Here is a 16,231-nt window from a genome sequence, read left to right on the forward strand (position 1 = left end):
TCATGATGCGATCTCGCCCGCGGATTTCAGACGTGGCTCTGCTACAACTACTCATCTTGGCCTTTTAAGCTATCGGAACTGAACTTCCCGATGACGAAGCCATTGAAGGAGACGTCGCAAATCTAAGAAAAAGAGCGTGCGAGCGCCTTCAGGCAAGCATCGGCGGATATCGAAAGCTCCGCTGGGGCCGCTCTTTGATGCGTCGTTGCTGTGATTTTTCTGTGCGCATCCAGAAGACCCCAGATAGCGCAGGTAACGCTCGTCAGGGAGCGACGATGGCTTGCTGAGAGGCCTTCAATTCCACAGCAGCTGGTCGGCGACTCTGTTGGCTGGACGCACAAGTAGCCGCGCAGGACGTCCGAGAGCCACGCTTTGGGATCATCATCGGTCATCTTGCAGGTTCGATGATCGTGTAGACGCCCTCTAGCACGGTGATTACCGGCGTCTGAGCCGGCGAAGGTCGAGTTTCATCTGCCGGCCGACACCCTCGCGCTGTTCAGCAGCGTTGTTGGTGAGGGAAGCGGGTGAACGCGGCCCACCGGTTCAGCAGCAAGTTGATCGCTTTCGCGATGTCGGCGCGGTGCGCCGTTCGCCGGCGAATCCCTCGATCACCCCCGCGGTCGCCAGCGCAGTCGACGAACAGCTTGTCGCCGGCCGCACGCGACTGGCGCATCGCAAACCTCTCCGTCAGCATCCCGGAATTGTAGCGAGATCGTGTCGGCATCTGAGCGACCGGCGAAGAAGCTGCGCTATCGCCGCTCCTACCAACAGCGCGGAGGTCGGCATGCGCGCGAGGACTGTGCGTAATCTCGATACTTCGCTCAGCCTCTTCATCCTGGAAATGGATTCCGAGATTCTATTCTCGGGCGACGTCGGCATACCAGGGCGGGCACGGGACGACGTTTTTAGAGTTTGACGATCTCGTGCAATCTGTGCTCCACTACGTACAAATGTACGCTGAACGTACGAGCGGAGACAGCATGATTACGCGACGGTTATTCCACGTCGGCGTTATTGGGACGGCCGTCATGGCCAATGCGCCTTTTGCCCGGTCTGCCAGTTATCCGACCAGAACGATAAGGTTGGTCTGCCCATTCCCTGCCGGCGGCGTTGTCGACGTGCTGTCTCGGTCGCTAGGACAAACCCTTTCGACCGAGCTTGGCCAGACGGTGATCGTGGATAACCGCGCGGGAGCTGGGGGCATGATTGGCTCTTTAGAGGTCGCGCGCGCTAACCCTGATGGCCACACCTTGCTCTTCAATTCGTCGAGCCTTGTACAGGCGCCGGCCGTTGCCGCCCAGAAACTCTATGATGCGGTGGACGATTTCACGACGATCGGCTCGCTCGGCCGGACCGTGATGCCACTCGTGGTCCCCGCCCTGTCTCCCGCCAACACGATGGAAGAATTTGTCGCCTACGCTCGCGGCAAAAGACTTGCATACGGCACTTTTGGCGCCGGCACCACGAGCCATGCTTTTCAGCAGCTATTTTCCGACTATAACAAGCTCGAGATGGTTCATGTGCCCTACAAGGGCGAAGCGCCGATGCTCAACGATCTGTTGAGTAACCAAGTGGCCTGCGCAATGGGCACGATGAGCACGATAGCGCCTCAAATCGAGGCCCGTACGGTCAAAGCTTTGGCGATGCTATCGCCCGATGAAGTCGACGGCTTTGCAAACATTCCGACATTTAAGAACCTGGGCTATCCTGCCGAATTCGATTGGCGAGGCGGCTTCATTGGCCTGTTTGGTCCGGCAAAGCTTCCCGCGGAGATAACGGATATCCTCGAGAAGACTTTTACCAAGATCGTTTCAACCAGCGCGATGCAAAATATCATGAAGCAGAATTTCGTCGTCGGCAAGCCAAGCGTTGGTCGTGATGCCGCCTCCGAGGTCGCCGCGACGCAAGAAGCATGGACAAGTCTTGTCTCGCGGCTTGGCCTGGTTATTAACTGAAACTCAACAACCCGCCAGGAGTGAACTCCGTAATCTCGTAGAACGCCACGAGCGCAAAATGGACTTTGGCTGGTTGTCAGACGTCAGCTTCGACCCATGCAGGCACCTGCCGAATCACTGCACGCCGCAGATCGTCGTAGCCGACGCGGCAGAGACCCGGGGCTTCCGTCCAGCCGCGGAGAATGCAATATGACGAAGTTGCGAGCCGAAGACACCGAAAGACGTCAGGCAGCGGGCCGCGGGCCCGATTTCCTCGAAGTGCTATCGCGCAGCCTGAGCGTCATCGAGACACTTGGCAATCATCGCGAGCCTCCGACTATCAGCGATCTGGCAAGGGCGACGGATCTTCCCAAGCCGAGCGTCCGCAGGATCCTGCACACCCTGACCACGCTTGGCTATGCAGAGACTTCGGGTCGTACTTTCAGGCTGACGCCAAAGGTCGTCCGTTTTGCGACGTCCTACCTTGCGAGCGGCGGTCACGCCCAGGTGCTGCAGCCTGCCTGTGAAGAGCTCTCGCGGATCACAGGACAATCCTGTCTGGTCGGCGTCCTCGACGGCGCAGAGGTGCTCGTCGTCGCCTACACGATGCCCGAACAACTGATGTCGCGATCGCTAGGGGTGGGCACGCGGTTTCCCGCCTACTGCACCGCGGCCGGTCGCGTGCTGCTGGGCCAGAAGACCGAAAACGAGCTCACCTCCTACTTGGCGAAACTGAAGCCGGTCGCACAGACAGAGGCGACGCAGACCGATAAAGCAGTCATCAAGTCCGAGATCATGGCCGCGCGCAAACGCGGCTACAGCGTGATGGAAGACGAGTTCGTCATGGGATGGCGCACAGTTGCGTTCCCTTTGTATCGGCACGACGGCTCGATCTTCGGAACGCTTAATCTCAACTGCAAAAAATCGCCTACGCTGACCAATGACGAATTCGACCGCTTCGTCGGATTGTGCGGACGGAAAGCGGAATCATTGAAGTCGCTTCTCATATGAGCACCGGATCTGTCGGAGACATTCCTTGACCAAGAAGATCGAAACCCGCCTTGCCATTGACATCGGCGGCACGTTCACCGACGTGGTGCTCGATGGCCCCTTCGGCAGGGTCACCCGCAAGGTCCTCACTACGGTTGCGCAGCCCGAGGTCGGGTTGATGAACGGCGCGAAGCAGCTTCTCGCGACGGTCAACCTCGACTTCTCGAAAGTCGACGTCTTCATCCATGGCACGACGCTTGCGACGAACGCGGTGCTCGAACGTAAAGGCGCGAAGACGGCACTAATCGCGACCGCTGGCTTCCGCGACGTGTTGGAAGTCGGCAGTGAGGGGCGTTACGACCAGTACGATCTGCAACTAACCAAGCCTCTGCCGCTGATACCCAGAGAGCGCCGCTACACCGTGGCCGAGCGCATCGACGCAAAGGGCGACGTCAAGCTCGAACTGGATCTCGCGGAGCTCGCCGAAATCGTCAACAAACTCAGGAAAAGCCTTGTCGAGAGCGTGGCGATCGCTTTCCTGCATTCATATGCGAATTCGGAGCATGAACGGAAGGCCGCGCGCTTCCTCGCCGGGCAGATGCCCGACCTGTCGATCACAATGTCGTCCGACGTCTGCCCGGAAATCCGGGAGTACGAACGCACGTCAACAGCGGCCGCCAACGCCTACGTGAAGCCGCTCATCAACGGCTATCTTGAAAGGATGGAGGCGGCGCTCACGGCAGCGGGCTTCACCGGTCGGCTTTTCCTAGTGACGTCCGGAGGCGGTCTGACTTCCATCGAGACCGCCAAACGCTATCCGATCCGGCTGGTCGAGTCCGGCCCCGCGGGCGGAGCGATCTACGCCGCACAGCGCGCCCGCAGGCTTGGGGACAAGCGGGTCGTCTCTTTCGATATGGGCGGTACGACCGCAAAGGTCTGCCTAATTCAGGACGGCGAGCCGGTCACCGCCAACTCGTTCGAGGTCGACCGGACGCACCGCTTTATGAAGGGCAGCGGGCTGCCGCTGCGGATCCCAGCCGTCGAGCTCGTCGAGATCGGAGCGGGCGGCGGATCCATCGCAGGCGTCGACCGGCTCCGCAGGGTCACCGTCGGTCCGCAGAGCGCGGGCTCGCAGCCGGGGCCGGCCTGTTACCCGGGTGGTGGGTCCGGGGCGACAGTGACCGACGCCGACCTCGCGCTAGGGCTCTTGGATCCCGGCGCGTTCGCGGGCGGACGAGTTCAACTCGATCCGCAGGCAGCCTCCCGTGCGCTCGACGCCGCCGTTGGCAAGAAGCTCGGCCTTTCGAGCAAAACGGCGGCCTTCGCCATCACCGAGACCGTGTGCGAAAGCATGGCGAGCGCGGTCCGCGTGCACGCAGCCGAACGCGGCGAGCCCATCGCCGACTATACGATGATCGCATTCGGCGGTGCGGCCCCACTGCACGCCGCTTGGGTTGCCGAGAAGGTCGGCATCCGCAAGGTGGTCGTGCCGCGCAACGCGGGCGTCGGCTCGGCGGTCGGATTCCTAGAGGCGCCGATCTCCTTTGAACTGATCCGGAGCAAGCACGTCAATCTCGCTTCCGTCGATCCAGCCGAGATCGGCGCTTTTCTCGACGCCTTGGCGGCCGACACCATCGCCCTGGTGAAGACCGAGGGCGCAGAGCTCGTCGAGCGTTGCGTGGCGCACATGCGCTACGTGGGCCAGGGTCATGAAATCTCGGTTGTCCTGCCGGACCGGTCCAAGCCTCTGACGGGCACCGTGCTGCGCGAATGGTTTGAGGATCTCTACGGACGCCTCTTCACCCGGTTCATTCCGGGCGCTGCCATCGAGGTCCTGAGCTGGTCGGTGACTGTCTCGACGACGCGCAAATCCGTCGAACCGACAGCTCTCATTTGGAACATCGGCGAGCCATCGGATGCAGGCGTGCGCGAGGTCTTTGATGGCACGGCCTCGAAGTCCATCGTTGTCCCCGCCTACAATCGTTCGCAGATGGCAAATGGATTGACCATCCGCGGCCCGGCACTCATCGTGGAGGACGAGACCACGACCTTCATCACATCACGCTTCTCCGCCTCCATCGACGGGGACGGCAGCATCGTCATGCAGCGGATCGCCGCCTCGGAACAGGCGGTCGAAACCCGAAATCTAAATTCCGCGATCCACCATCAAGTCCTCTGGAATCGTCTGCTGGCCCTCGTTGAGGAGCAGGCGCAGATTCTGATCCGCACCGCCTTCAGTCCACTAGTCCGCGCCTGCGGCGACGTCTCGGTCGGCGTATTCGACCTTTACGGCCGGATGTTGGCGCAGGCCGTGACCGGCACGCCGGGCCACGTGAACACGATGGCAGAGTCCGTGAAACACTTTCTGGGTCGCTTTCCGACCACAACGATGAAGCCGGGCGACGCCTATATCACCAACGACCCGTGGCTCGGAACCGGCCACCTCAACGACTTCGTCGTTGTCACGCCTTGCTTCCACAAAGACAAGTGTGTCGCTCTGTTCGCCTGCACCAGCCATCTCATGGACATTGGCGGGCTGGGCGCGGGGACTGAAGCTCCGGACGTATTTGCGGAAGGTCTCTACATTCCGTTGATCAAGCTAATCGACGCCGGCACGGTCAACGAGACGCTCATGGCGGTGATCGAAGCTAACACGCGGCTTCCGGTCGACACCATCGGGGATACCTACTCGCTCGCGGCGTGCAACGATGTCGGCGTCAGGCGGCTTCAAGAGACAATGACAGAGTTTCGCCTCGATGATCTTTCGGAGCTCGCCGACTTCATTCTCGAGCGCTCCCGCCAAGCGGTGCTTAAGGAGATCGTGTCGCTTCCGAAGGGAACTTGGAGAAACGAGATGATCGTCGACGGCTACAACGAGCCGCTGACGCTCCGGGCCGCACTGACGATTAACGAGGACGGCATCGTTGTCGACTTTGCCGGCAGCGCCCCCGCGGTGATTAAGGGCATCAACGTTCCCTTGACTTACGCGACCGCCTACACGTCCTTCGCCATCAGTTGCGCCATCGCTGACGACATTCCCAACAATGCCGGATCTCTGTCCCTGTTGAAGGTCCTCGCGCCGGAGGGTTGCATCGTCAACGCCAGGAAGCCCTCGCCCGTCGGAGCGCGGCACGTGATCGGCCAGATGCTGCCGGATCTGGTGTTTGGCTGCCTCTTGCAAATCCTGCCGGAGCGCATCCCCGCCGAGGGCAGTTCGTGCATGTGGAATATCGCACTGCGCGGGACCTTCACAGTCGGAGAGCGCAAGGGGCGCAACTACTCGTTGACGGTTACCACCAGCGGCGGTATGGGAGCCCGCTTCACAAAGGACGGCTTGTCGGCGACAGCGTTCCCAACGGGCATCCAGTGCATGCCAATCGAGATCGCGGAAACGCAGATCCCCTTCGTGTTCTGGCGCAAGGAGCTCCGCATAGACAGCGGCGGTCCGGGGCGCACGCGCGGTGGTCTCGGCCAAATCATCGAGGTCGAGAACGCCGACGGCACCGCGTTCCGGCTCAGCGCCGCCTTCGAGCGCGTCAAGAATCCGGCGCGAGGACGCCTGGGCGGCGAGAACGGCGGGGCGGGCTATGTCGGCCTCGCGTCCGGACGGCCGATCGCCGGCAAGGGGCTTCAGACGATCGAGGCGGGCGACCGGCTGGTGATCCATACGCCCGGCGGTGGTGGTCTCGGCAACCCGAAGGAACGACCGGCGGCGTTGATCGAGAGGGACGTCTTCGAAGGACGTCTGTCGCAGGAAGCGGCCGCTCGTCTTTACGGCCACCGCGACCGCGAAGCTTCATGATCGAAAGAGAGCGGCGATGACGAATATTTCGACTGAGGCCCTGCTAACCCTCGAAAAGACGGCCGTCGCGACCGTCTCGACTGTCCTTCGGCAGAAGGGCTTCGCCCGTGTCTCGCTGCGCGGACCGCGGGCGCTGGTGGAAGGGCAGAAGCGCATCGCGGGGCCGGCCTACACGATGCGTTTTGTGCCGGCGCGCGAAGATATCACGACGACCATGGCCGTAGCCGGCCCCACGTCGCCGCGCACGGTCATGGAGAAGATTCCCGCCGGCGCCGTGGTGGTCGTGGATGCGATGGGGCTGCGGTCGGCCGGCGTGTTCGGCGACATCATCTGCGCTCGGATGCAGACGCGAGGCATCGCAGGTCTTGTCACCGACGGAGCGATACGCGACCTCGTCGGCATGAAGAAACTCAATTGGCCGATCTGGGCGGACGGCACCACCGCGCCGCCCTCGCCGTCCGAGTTCTTCTGTGCCGACACGCAGGTCGCGGTGGCGTGCGGCGGCGTTACGATATTTCCCGGCGACATCGTGGTTGCGGACGACGACGGTGCCGTCGTCGTGCCGGCCGCGATCGCAGAAGCCGTTGCGGTCGAAGCCTTCGAGAAAGATCGCTTCGAGGAGTGGGTCTACGATCAGGTGAAGGCGGGAGCATTGCTCGACGGTCTATATCCACCGAACGATGCGACCAAGGAACGCTACGCGAAAGAGAGGCGCTGATTCTATCGTCAGCGCCCTAATCAAAGGATTTTTCCAGGAAAGCAAGATGTCATTCGTGTCCGACGCGCTCGAGCGCATTCAACCCTCCGCCACTATCTTCGTCACGCGCAAGGCGCGCGAACTGAAGAAATCCGGCTGTGATGTCGTCTTCCTCTCCGTCGGGGAGCCCGACTTCGATACGCCGGACAACATCAAGGAGGCCGCCAAGGCGGCGATCGATAGGGGCGAGACCAAGTACCCAGGTACGCCCGGCGTGCCGGCGCTGCGGGAGGCAGTTGCCGCGAAGTTCAAACGGGAGAACGGGATCGACTACAAGCCGAGCGAAACCATCGTCGGGACGGGTGGCAAAAACGTGATCTTCAACGCGCTCCTTGCGACGCTCAACAAGGGCGACGAGGTCATCATTCCCGCGCCGTATTGGGTCAGCTATCCGGATCTCGTCCTGTTTGCTGGCGGCAGGCCAGTTTTGTGCCAACTTGTCTGTCTGACGGTTTCAAGGTGACCGCGGCGGCGCTCGAGGCGGCCATTACACCGCGCACGAAATGGCTGATTCTGAACTCGCCGTCGAACCCGACCGGTGCCGCCTACAGCGGCGATGAATTGAAGGCTCTTTCCGAGGTGCTGGTCCGGCATCCGCACGTATGGACGCTGTCGGACGACATCTATGAACATCTCACCTACGGCAATTTTGTCTTTACCACCATGGCGCAGGTCGAGCCGGCTCTCCGCGACCGAGTCCTCACGGTCAATGGCGTCTCGAAATCCTACGCGATGACCGGTTGGCGCATCGGTTACGCGGGTGGGCCCGAGAGGCTGATCAAGGAGCTCGAAAAGCTGCAGAGCCAGCAGACGTCGGGTGCCTGCTCGATCGCGCAATGGGCGGCTGTCGAAGCGCTAAACGGCCCGCAGGATTACATTGCCAAGAGTCGTTCTGTCTTCAAGGAGAGGCGCGATCTCGTCGTGTCGTTGTTGAACGAGGCGGATCATCTCAAATGCCCGGTTCCCGACGGGGCCTTCTACGTCTACCCGTCCTGTGCAGACGCGATCGGAAGGAGCACCCGCTCCGGTAAGTTCCTCCGGAACGACGAGGATTTTGCCGCGGCACTCCTCGAGGAGGAAGGCGCCGCGGTCGTGCATGGCGCCGCGTTCGGCCAGGGGCCGAATTTCCGATTGTCTTATGCGACCTCGACCGAGGTTCTCCTTGATGCCTGTGCACGCATTCAGCGGTTCTGCTCAGGGCTCAAGTAGGTCGGTTGTTGCGGGCGCCCAGGGTACGCACCTCAAGCCGCTACTCGCGCAGTTCGTCGCAAAAGTTAGTCGTCCGTGAAGAGCGGCTAAACGACTGAGCTGGGATCGCATTATTCGTTGTTGCCTGTTTTGGGATTGCAGGGTTTTGATGCTTCGGGCATCGGAACCCTGCAATTTCGTTTTGAGGATTCCATCGAATCGCCAGTCATGATTCCGTCCTCGCATCGGAGGTGGCGATGCGACCGAAGAAGCCCAAAGCGACGGGATCGGGCGATCTGTTCCGGGCCAGGCTGGACCAGATCATCAACATGAAGCACGAGCTGGTTCAGCTCGCCGGCAAGGTCGACTGGGACTGGATCGACGGCGAGATCGCGCCGCTCTACAGCGAGAACGGTCGGCCGGGCATCGCGACCCGCTTCATGATCGGGCTCTTGCTGCTCAAGCACATTTACGGCCTGTCCGATGAGGGGGTGTGCGAGCGCTGGGTCCACGACCCGTATTTCCAGTACTTCACCGGCGAAGAGTTCTTCCAGCACGCCTTCCCGCACGAGCGCTCGGACCTGAGCCACTGGCGCAAGCGGCTCGGCGACAAGCTGGAGCTGCTGTTGGCCGAGAGCCTGCGGGTGGCGCACGAGGCCGGCGCGTTACGCAGCCAGGACCTCAAGCGGGTCACAGTCGACACCACGGTGCAGCCAAAGGCCATCACCTTCCCGACCGATGCCAAGCTGCTGCACGCGGCAATCAAGGGGCTCAACCGCCTGGCGAGGAAGCACGGGGTCAAGCTGCGGCAGTCCTATCTTCGCATTGCCAAGACCGCGGCGATGATGGCGGGACGCTACGCCCACGCCAAGCAATTCAAGCGGCATCAGCGGCAGTTGCGCATCCTGCGCAGCCGGTTGGGCCGGATCATCCGCGATATCCGCCGCAAGATCGAAGGTCAGGCCGTGCTCGAGAACGCCTTCGCCCTGCCGCTCGGCAGGGCCTCGCAGATCCGCTCGCAGCAGCAGCGCCAGCGCGGCTGGAAGCTGTATTCCTTCCATGCTCCAGAGGTCGAGTGCATCGGCAAGGGCAAGGCCGCCGCACCCTACGAGTTCGGTGTCAAAGCCTCCATCGTCACCAACAACCGCCGTGCTCCAGGCGGCCTGTTCGTGCTGCACGCCAGGGCGCTACCCGATAACCCGTACGACGGTCACACCTTGCGGGACGTCATCGACCGCACCGAGACACTCACCGGCTGTGCGATCGAGCGGGCCTATGTCGACAAGGGATACCGCGGCCATGACGCGCAAAATCCTCGTCGCGTCTTCATTTCCGGCCAGAAGCGCGGCGTCTTCGGTGTCATCAAGCGCGAGTTGCGCCGCCGCTCCGCCATCGAGCCCATCATCGGACACCTGAAGACCGATGGTCACCTCGGCCGATGCTACCTCAAAGGCCGCCCCGGCGATGCGGCTAACGTCATCCTCTCCGCCGTCGGTCACAACTTCCGCCGGGTCCTCGCCTGGCTGAGGGCTCTTTGGTGCCTGATCCTGACCACCTTCATCGCGGCCGCCAGCGACCGCTCATCGCTACAATCGGCTTCTTAACGGACGACAAGTTAAGGACAATGTGATTGCGACCGCGCCGCCGGCCGCCATTGCGGCAATCGTCGCCTTGTTTTTGGTCATATCTTCGGCTAACGGCCCGCCTTCTTCAGTCAGGCCGTGACATCGTGAATTCGAAAACACGATTTTACGCGCAGACTCAATACTTCGACCGCCTCACTCCGCGGCTTCGGCAGGCGCGCTCTTAAGCTCCGCAAATTTCGCAGCCATTGTCGGATTGCCCCGAGTTAGCTTCTTAATCGTCACGTCCTGTGCCTTGTCATTGGCAAGACGCAGGTTGCGATCCGCACCGATCAAGGCATCCTTCGTCTTCTGCAGATGATCGATCGACTTGTCGATCTCCGTAAGAGCCGTCTGAAAGTGCCGGGAAGCAAGATCATAGTTCTTTGAGAATGCGGTTTTGAACGATTCGAGCTGGTTCTCAAACTGGGTTATATCGACATTCTGCGCTTTCACGAGCGCAAGCTCGGTTTTGTACTTCAGCGAATTGACTGCCGCGTTCCTTAGGAGCGTAATCATAGGCAGGAAGAACTGCGGCCGGATGACATACATTTTTGGGTAGCGGTGGAAGACGTCGACGATGCCGGCATTGTAAAGCTCGTTGTCCGGTTCAAGCAATGAGACCAAGATAGCGTACTCGCAGCCCTTCTCGATGCGATCCCGGTCAAGTTCTTTGAGAAAGTCTTCGTTTTTGCTTTTCGTCGCGGTCTTATCGCTCTCGTTCTTCATCTCGAACATGATCGAAATGATTTCAGTGCCTGCCTCGTCCGAGTCGCGGAAAATGTAATCGCCCTTGCTGCCGGTCCGCGCGTCGTTGTCCTTCTCGAAATAAGCGCGCGGAAAAGCCATCGACCGGACCCGGTTAAACTCAGTCTCGCAGTGTTGCTCGAGGGTCTCGCCCACCATCTTGGTCGAGAGGCGGGCCTTCATATCCTTGAGACGCTCGATGGCGTCGTCGCGATCTTTGATCTGGGTTTCGTACTTATCCTTCAACGATTGCTCGGAGAGCTGCTTTTCGAGCTGTACTCGACTGATGCCGCTTTTCAGCTCATCACGCTCTTTTTCGAGGGCACCTACCGCTTCAGTCACGGCGAGCTTCTTCTCAAGCTCAACTGCCTGAACCTTCGCCTTCAGATCCTGGATCTCCCTTTCCTTGGCAGTAGCAATCTTGTGCTGCTCGCTCGCCAGGAGCGCGTCAGCAAGCTCCGAGGCCGCCTTCTTTTCGCGCTCGGACTCAGCTAGCGCGTTCGCGAGTCTATCCCGCTCCTTTTCGACGGCGCTGAGCGCTTCAGCAACCGCGAGCTTCTGGGCAACGCCGCTCCCCTCAAGCTTGGACTTTAATTCCTGGATTTCAGCGTCCTTAGCAGCCGTGGTCTTCTGCAGATCGCTGCTTACCTGGGCCTTGGCCAATTCAACGGCGCTCTGCTTGTCACGCTCGGCCAGCTCCAACCGTTCGTGGAGCTGCTGAGCGAAATCCGCGTCACGGACTTGCTTCAGGATGTCCGCGTAACCGGCTTCATCAACCTTGAAGGCCTTGTCACAGTGGGGACAGATGATCTCGTGCATGGTTCCTGGCCGGATCGTGGCGCTGCTGTTGTCATTGAAAAGGGACGGACCGGCAGAATCGGACCCCAGGAGAACAAAATTAGAACGAGCGAACTTGGAACGTCAAGTCAAGCCCAGCAAGTTCTGGGCGCTTTGCTTGGACTATCCCCCGCTTTCATGAACGCCATAGGTCGGCCCAGATCACGACATTCGCTTTGATGACCACCAGTGCTCATGTCAATCAGAGTGTCCATTCCGAATCGTCCTTGCGGCAGGGCGGTATTGATCCCGACTGTGTTCGCGTCGCTGCTTTGCGCCGCGCTAAAACACGACACGGCCACGCTCCCCTCCGGCCAGCGCATCCAGATCGACCTTCGCCTGGCGGCACGAGCATCGACAATAAGTACGCCTCGATCGCGCGGATCGTCGCGCAGCGCCGCGATGCTCATGCGCTATTTCGAGCATATCGCGGCCGCGCCTGCTACGTTCAAAGTAGCTTTCGAGTCATTCTGCCGCAGTTGTCCCGCCGCCTGCGGGCGCCGTGCTTCTTCCGGACGGACTAACCTCCAATCCAGCCCCTCGAAAAAGGCCGCGAACATCGCCCGCGACATCCGCATCACGCCGTCCGCAATCGTTGGCCTCGGTTCGATCGGAACACGAAGGCCGCGCCGAGGAACGGGTCGAGACGAAGCATCTCCTGCACCTCCGTCGCAAGCCCATCATGGCCGCCGCGGAAGTCGATCGGCCGCGTTGCAAATCCGCACCAGCCGCGATCATCGTGACGCTCGCACCGCACGGATTACCCGGGACAGCTGCTCGGCATCAATGGCCATATCCGTCCGCAGCACGACATCGCCGATCGCGATCTCAAGCTTGATCGCCGGAACCTGACGCTCCTCCAACGCACCTTCCACGACCAGCGGCGCGAATGTCGGCTGCGACGCTTCGCACGGCGGCAACATGTCTCGCTGTCGCAACCCCCTCGCCAATCGTAGATCTGCCAGCGCGTCGCTCCGTGCTTGCGCGCCACCTCGGACACCTGAGCACCGGGCAACAGACTCTCGGCGACGATCCGAGCTCTCTCTGTCGCGCGGCGATCAGGGTGGATGGCGCCACCACCGTGCATTCGTGGCCGAGCGATTGGATCAGACGATAAAGGCCATGGCCCGTCGGGCCGGCCTCGTAACAGAAGTGGATGCGATTAAACCGGCTGGCGAATCCACACTATAATACAATACGGCGCACGTTAACGTCCGAAGCATCGACTTCACCGAAGAAGCGAACCCCTCCCTCCCAGCCTGCCTCCGCAATCGCGACGGCATTTCTCAGTTTGGCGACACGATTCCAACAAATGCTTCCCTATAATCCGCCACGGCGCCTCGGCTCGGACCTAAGCAACCTCGGACACGCAGTGTAGGGCGAACGACCCCACCGGCAGAGACGGACATGCGGTCTTACAATCAATTCCTGCCATGACGATGAGATCAATCTATTCCTTTACCGCTTGGAGCGATGAGGCCGGCTTCGACCAGCAGTTTTCCCCGAGAGAGTTCCATCACCCATGTCGTGAGCCTGACTACCATCTCGGGATATATACTCCTGCGAACGTTTAGCATGGCGCCTTGCGCCGCCTAGTGCAAGGCGCACTGGCCCGGCACTCGCGACGTTCTGACCACAACGTTCTGCGTAAGCGGCCCCCCTAGTGTCGGCACGCCCCCGGGTAACTGTTGCAAACATACTGGCCAAATGGATATGGAGCAAGATCTTCACATCCATTAGGGTCGCCGACGCAAGGACTTGATGGTCCGGCTCCGAGTGCATCGGCGTTGAGATGCTGTCTTGCGACGTAGACGAAAGACGTCGCCGCCAGCGCGAGGGCGAGGACGATCGCCGATATAATCCAAACGTTCTTCATTCCAGCCGTAACTTCCTTAGGTTGACTCGGTGACGCTTAGCCAAATGGTAACAACGCGGAGCTCAACTCGAGCGCAATTGAGCTTTCATTTCTTGGCTGCTCCACACCTCGGCCTTTGTGATGGCGAGGCTCTTCGCGTCTCCGGCTTGCGACCAGTCAGCGGCAGTCGACTCCGAACGGGTAAGTCGAGCTGCAAACCACGTTCTCATCTGCTCCGGTCAGCAAATCTCTTGAGATCGCGCCGATCACGATCTCTGTTGCGCTTCTTTGCTGACGCCCCGGGTGGCCGATGCCGAACGGCAGCTCGGCCCCTCGACGGCGGCTATTGCCCTTACCAAAGGAACTTCGCGCCGTCTGGCAGCTCGCAGACAAATTCACCCTGGATCACGGCTTCGGCCGCGCCAGCAACCAACTTTGAGGCCTTTACCTTGAGCTTGCCTTCGCGGTTAAGGCTGTGGCGGATGTATTCGGTAACAGGGTGTCCTGAGTCGTCCAAGGTTTGATGCACATTGGCGAAGCTGATTCCGTTCTGCGCGCTAACCCTGAAGGCGCTGATAATCAGACCACCTTGCATGGCTGGTCCGGGCTGACCGCCATCAACGGTTGTGCAACGATCGAGATCTAGTATTAGCGTTACTACCTTGCCGGCCCGCAGGGCACTTAGCACGTCTACATATTTTGCAGAAGGCTCGCCGGCCTTCGCTGTCGTGCTTACGCTTGCCACTAAAAGCAAGGAAGACAGTCTCGTTAGACATGTGATATTGAGCCGCATATGCTCTTCTCCAATACAAGACTCACATACGTAGCAGTACCCGTCTCGTCTCGTGCTCGGAGACTTTGGCGGGCACCGAACGTCAGGCGAACGTCGCCGTTGCGATAAACAGCATGCGCTACTACCGTACGCAAGTGGTTGCGAACGCAAACCTAACGTCACAATCTCGTATGTAAGGTACGCATACGACGAAGCTTTCAATTACCCACATTTCCAGCCGCTGCAATTTCGGCACCGAGTTTGATATCTGTGAGTCTCGAGAGACAGCGCCAGATGACAACATTTCCCGGTGGCGGATCGGCTGCCCGGGCCAAGTAGCCCCCTAATCGTGCAAGTTTGGTAAGATAAAATGCAAGGGTTCCAGGCCGACATCGTCGATGGCTGGCGCCGCTGATGAGTTGATCGAGCAATGCGATCTCGGTGTCTGTCAGTGCGAGCTTCGGTGACGCGTTTGGGGCGAGGCGATTGAGCATGGTGAGCCAGAGGACGCGCCAGCTGAGAATGCAGAAGACTGCCATTAGATTGGCAAGTCGCTCCGCGGTCCGGAGTTTTGAGTCTTCCGCCTTACAACCCGATTTCAGGATCTTGTGGAACGCCTCGATTTTCCACCGCATGGCGTACCAGTTGATCTTCTCGATTGCCTCCGAGCGCCTGCGGACGGCTAGGTCCGTGATGAGCTTCCACTCAATCGGTTTACGGCCCTTTGGCGTACCGCGCTCAGTGGCATGGATTATAGTAAGGTCGAGGGCTGGATAATGTTTCTGCTTCCCGATGGGAGGCAAGACCGCGATCCGCTTGAACTTGATTTCCAGCGCGGCCTTCGTCGTCTCGCCCTTGTCGTTGCGCACGTCGATGTAATGCAAGCCTTTGACGCTGGTCTCTTCCATCTCGGTTGCAATCGTATGACCGCCATCGCCTGCCAGCCGATCGACGCAGGCGCGGACAAGGAAGTGAGCGCCAAGCTCTTGCGTCAGGCAATACAATTCGTCGATGTCGCTTTCACGGTCACCGATATGAATGCAACGCTCCGGCTGTCGGAGCCGCTCGATCGATTGCCTGAGATTGTCGAGCCAGCGAACGCTCTCCTTCTTCTCGATCGGAACGCGGGTCGGGTTGATCTTCTTCTTGAGCTGCGCCCTGCCTTTGAACTTTTTTCGTGTCCAGAACTTCACCGCCGCCAATCCCAGCGGCAAGCCTCGACAGTCACAGCGAGACTGGAATGCATCAGCATTCCGCAGACCGTGTGATGGCGCCAACGACCGTCCTTGTTCCGACCGCTGTTGACGCTCTTGGTTAGGCCAATGGCGCTCGTGTTCGCGCGTTGATAGGAGAATTCCGTCGTGTCCTGAATGAGGAGAATTGGGCCTGTACAATCATCGTAACGTGCGCGTGTGGCGGCGAAGTGGCCGCTGAGGATGTCGGCTTCCTCCACGCGCTCGTTGGCGAAGAAGCGGTAGGCCGCCTTCGTGTTCGCCCAGTCCTGACGCGCGAACGGTATGCTCCCGCCCATACCGTCACCAATTTGCTTCAACAGCTCGCCAAATCGTTGACCAAGACGAGCATCCTTGAAAGCTGTCTTGTCGATCTCGCGCTCCGTCCAGTGTTCGACGGCGCTTTCATCACCATCATCCTGGCGACCATCCGGGCCGGCCGACCAACGAGATGTCGTTCCACTTGAACACATCAAGGCACCTCGCCGTCGCGAT

Annotated in this window: 13 protein-coding genes and 3 pseudogenes; 6 read left to right on the forward strand and 10 right to left on the reverse strand. The window is 60.2% G+C overall.

Annotated elements, in window-relative coordinates:
* Positions 1–496 precede the first annotated feature (496 nt).
* Positions 497–673 (reverse strand): hypothetical protein, encoded by a 177-nt coding sequence (locus tag X265_RS40940; protein ID WP_164933831.1) that lies wholly within the window; start codon positions 671–673, stop codon positions 497–499.
* 355 nt (positions 674–1,028) lie between these two features.
* On the opposite strand from X265_RS40940, the gene X265_RS39840 reads away from it, so the two are divergent.
* From X265_RS39840 to X265_RS39865, 6 genes and pseudogenes are all read left to right on the forward strand, one after another.
* Complete coding sequence (locus tag X265_RS39840; protein WP_164933830.1) at positions 1,029–1,955, forward strand: Bug family tripartite tricarboxylate transporter substrate binding protein; 927 nt, start codon at positions 1,029–1,031, stop codon at positions 1,953–1,955.
* A gap of 189 nt (positions 1,956–2,144) precedes the next feature.
* Complete coding sequence (locus tag X265_RS39845; RefSeq protein ID WP_164933829.1) at positions 2,145–2,945, forward strand: IclR family transcriptional regulator domain-containing protein; 801 nt, start codon at positions 2,145–2,147, stop codon at positions 2,943–2,945.
* A gap of 25 nt (positions 2,946–2,970) precedes the next feature.
* On the forward strand, positions 2,971–6,726 hold the full coding sequence (locus tag X265_RS40945; protein ID WP_128958244.1) for a hydantoinase B/oxoprolinase family protein: 3,756 nt from the start codon (positions 2,971–2,973) through the stop codon (positions 6,724–6,726).
* Between the two features lie 16 nt (positions 6,727–6,742).
* Entirely contained in the window at positions 6,743–7,444 is a 702-nt protein-coding gene (locus X265_RS39855) for an RraA family protein (RefSeq protein WP_128929700.1), read from the forward strand.
* Positions 7,445–7,490: 46 nt separating this feature from the next.
* Positions 7,491–8,692: pseudogene (locus tag X265_RS39860) on the forward strand (pyridoxal phosphate-dependent aminotransferase).
* 236 nt (positions 8,693–8,928) lie between these two features.
* Positions 8,929–10,275, forward strand: coding sequence for an IS5 family transposase (locus X265_RS39865; RefSeq protein ID WP_128929701.1), 1,347 nt, complete (start codon positions 8,929–8,931; stop codon positions 10,273–10,275).
* A 174-nt stretch (positions 10,276–10,449) separates the two neighbouring features.
* On the opposite strand, the gene X265_RS39870 is transcribed toward X265_RS39865, so the two are convergent.
* From X265_RS39870 to X265_RS42190, 9 genes and pseudogenes are all read right to left on the reverse strand, one after another.
* Positions 10,450–11,859, reverse strand: coding sequence for a DUF2130 domain-containing protein (locus tag X265_RS39870; protein ID WP_128929702.1), 1,410 nt, complete (start codon positions 11,857–11,859; stop codon positions 10,450–10,452).
* A gap of 107 nt (positions 11,860–11,966) precedes the next feature.
* Entirely contained in the window at positions 11,967–12,287 is a 321-nt protein-coding gene (locus X265_RS39875; protein ID WP_128929703.1) for a hypothetical protein, read from the reverse strand.
* A gap of 167 nt (positions 12,288–12,454) precedes the next feature.
* The gene (gene tnpB, locus X265_RS42515) at positions 12,455–12,634 is read right to left on the reverse strand and encodes an IS66 family insertion sequence element accessory protein TnpB (protein WP_128929704.1); all 180 of its coding nucleotides are present in this window, start codon (positions 12,632–12,634) and stop codon (positions 12,455–12,457) included.
* The gene (locus X265_RS41865) at positions 12,612–12,800 is read right to left on the reverse strand and encodes a hypothetical protein (protein WP_232995589.1); all 189 of its coding nucleotides are present in this window, start codon (positions 12,798–12,800) and stop codon (positions 12,612–12,614) included. Before X265_RS41865 ends, tnpB begins: the two co-directional genes overlap by 23 nt.
* A 65-nt stretch (positions 12,801–12,865) precedes the next feature.
* Positions 12,866–12,964 (reverse strand): annotated as a pseudogene (locus tag X265_RS42520) (hypothetical protein); the annotation flags it as partial.
* Positions 12,943–13,211 (reverse strand): annotated as a pseudogene (locus X265_RS42525) (IS110 family transposase); the annotation flags it as partial. The pseudogenes X265_RS42525 and X265_RS42520, both read right to left, overlap by 22 nt.
* 873 nt (positions 13,212–14,084) lie before the next feature.
* Positions 14,085–14,525 (reverse strand): VirK family protein, encoded by a 441-nt coding sequence (locus tag X265_RS39890; protein ID WP_128929705.1) that lies wholly within the window; start codon positions 14,523–14,525, stop codon positions 14,085–14,087.
* A gap of 197 nt (positions 14,526–14,722) precedes the next feature.
* Positions 14,723–15,697, reverse strand: coding sequence for an IS4 family transposase (locus tag X265_RS39895; protein ID WP_232995590.1), 975 nt, complete (start codon positions 15,695–15,697; stop codon positions 14,723–14,725).
* On the reverse strand, positions 15,694–16,209 hold the full coding sequence (locus tag X265_RS42190; protein WP_232995591.1) for an IS4/Tn5 family transposase DNA-binding protein: 516 nt from the start codon (positions 16,207–16,209) through the stop codon (positions 15,694–15,696). The genes X265_RS39895 and X265_RS42190 overlap by 4 nt, the downstream gene beginning before the upstream one ends.
* Positions 16,210–16,231: the final 22 nt, after the last annotated feature.

This window comes from Bradyrhizobium guangdongense (genome assembly GCF_004114975.1).
Lineage (GTDB): Bacteria > Pseudomonadota > Alphaproteobacteria > Rhizobiales > Xanthobacteraceae > Bradyrhizobium > Bradyrhizobium guangdongense.

Bases quoted from the DNA above. Each gene is read 5' to 3' on its own strand.
- X265_RS39855 (WP_128929700.1), top strand. From the start codon at position 6,743: ATGACGAATATTTCGACTGAGGCCCTGCTAACCCTCGAAAAGACGGCC.
- X265_RS39870 (WP_128929702.1), bottom strand. From the start codon at position 11,859: ATGCACGAGATCATCTGTCCCCACTGTGACAAGGCCTTCAAGGTTGAT.
- X265_RS42190 (WP_232995591.1), bottom strand. From the start codon at position 16,209: ATGTGTTCAAGTGGAACGACATCTCGTTGGTCGGCCGGCCCGGATGGT.
- X265_RS39845 (WP_164933829.1), top strand. From the start codon at position 2,145: ATGACGAAGTTGCGAGCCGAAGACACCGAAAGACGTCAGGCAGCGGGC.
- X265_RS40940 (WP_164933831.1), bottom strand. From the start codon at position 673: ATGCGCCAGTCGCGTGCGGCCGGCGACAAGCTGTTCGTCGACTGCGCT.
- X265_RS39840 (WP_164933830.1), top strand. From the start codon at position 1,029: ATGGCCAATGCGCCTTTTGCCCGGTCTGCCAGTTATCCGACCAGAACG.
- X265_RS39875 (WP_128929703.1), bottom strand. From the start codon at position 12,287: ATGAGCATCGCGGCGCTGCGCGACGATCCGCGCGATCGAGGCGTACTT.
- X265_RS39865 (WP_128929701.1), top strand. From the start codon at position 8,929: ATGCGACCGAAGAAGCCCAAAGCGACGGGATCGGGCGATCTGTTCCGG.
- X265_RS41865 (WP_232995589.1), bottom strand. From the start codon at position 12,800: ATGTTGCCGCCGTGCGAAGCGTCGCAGCCGACATTCGCGCCGCTGGTC.
- X265_RS39890 (WP_128929705.1), bottom strand. From the start codon at position 14,525: ATGCGGCTCAATATCACATGTCTAACGAGACTGTCTTCCTTGCTTTTA.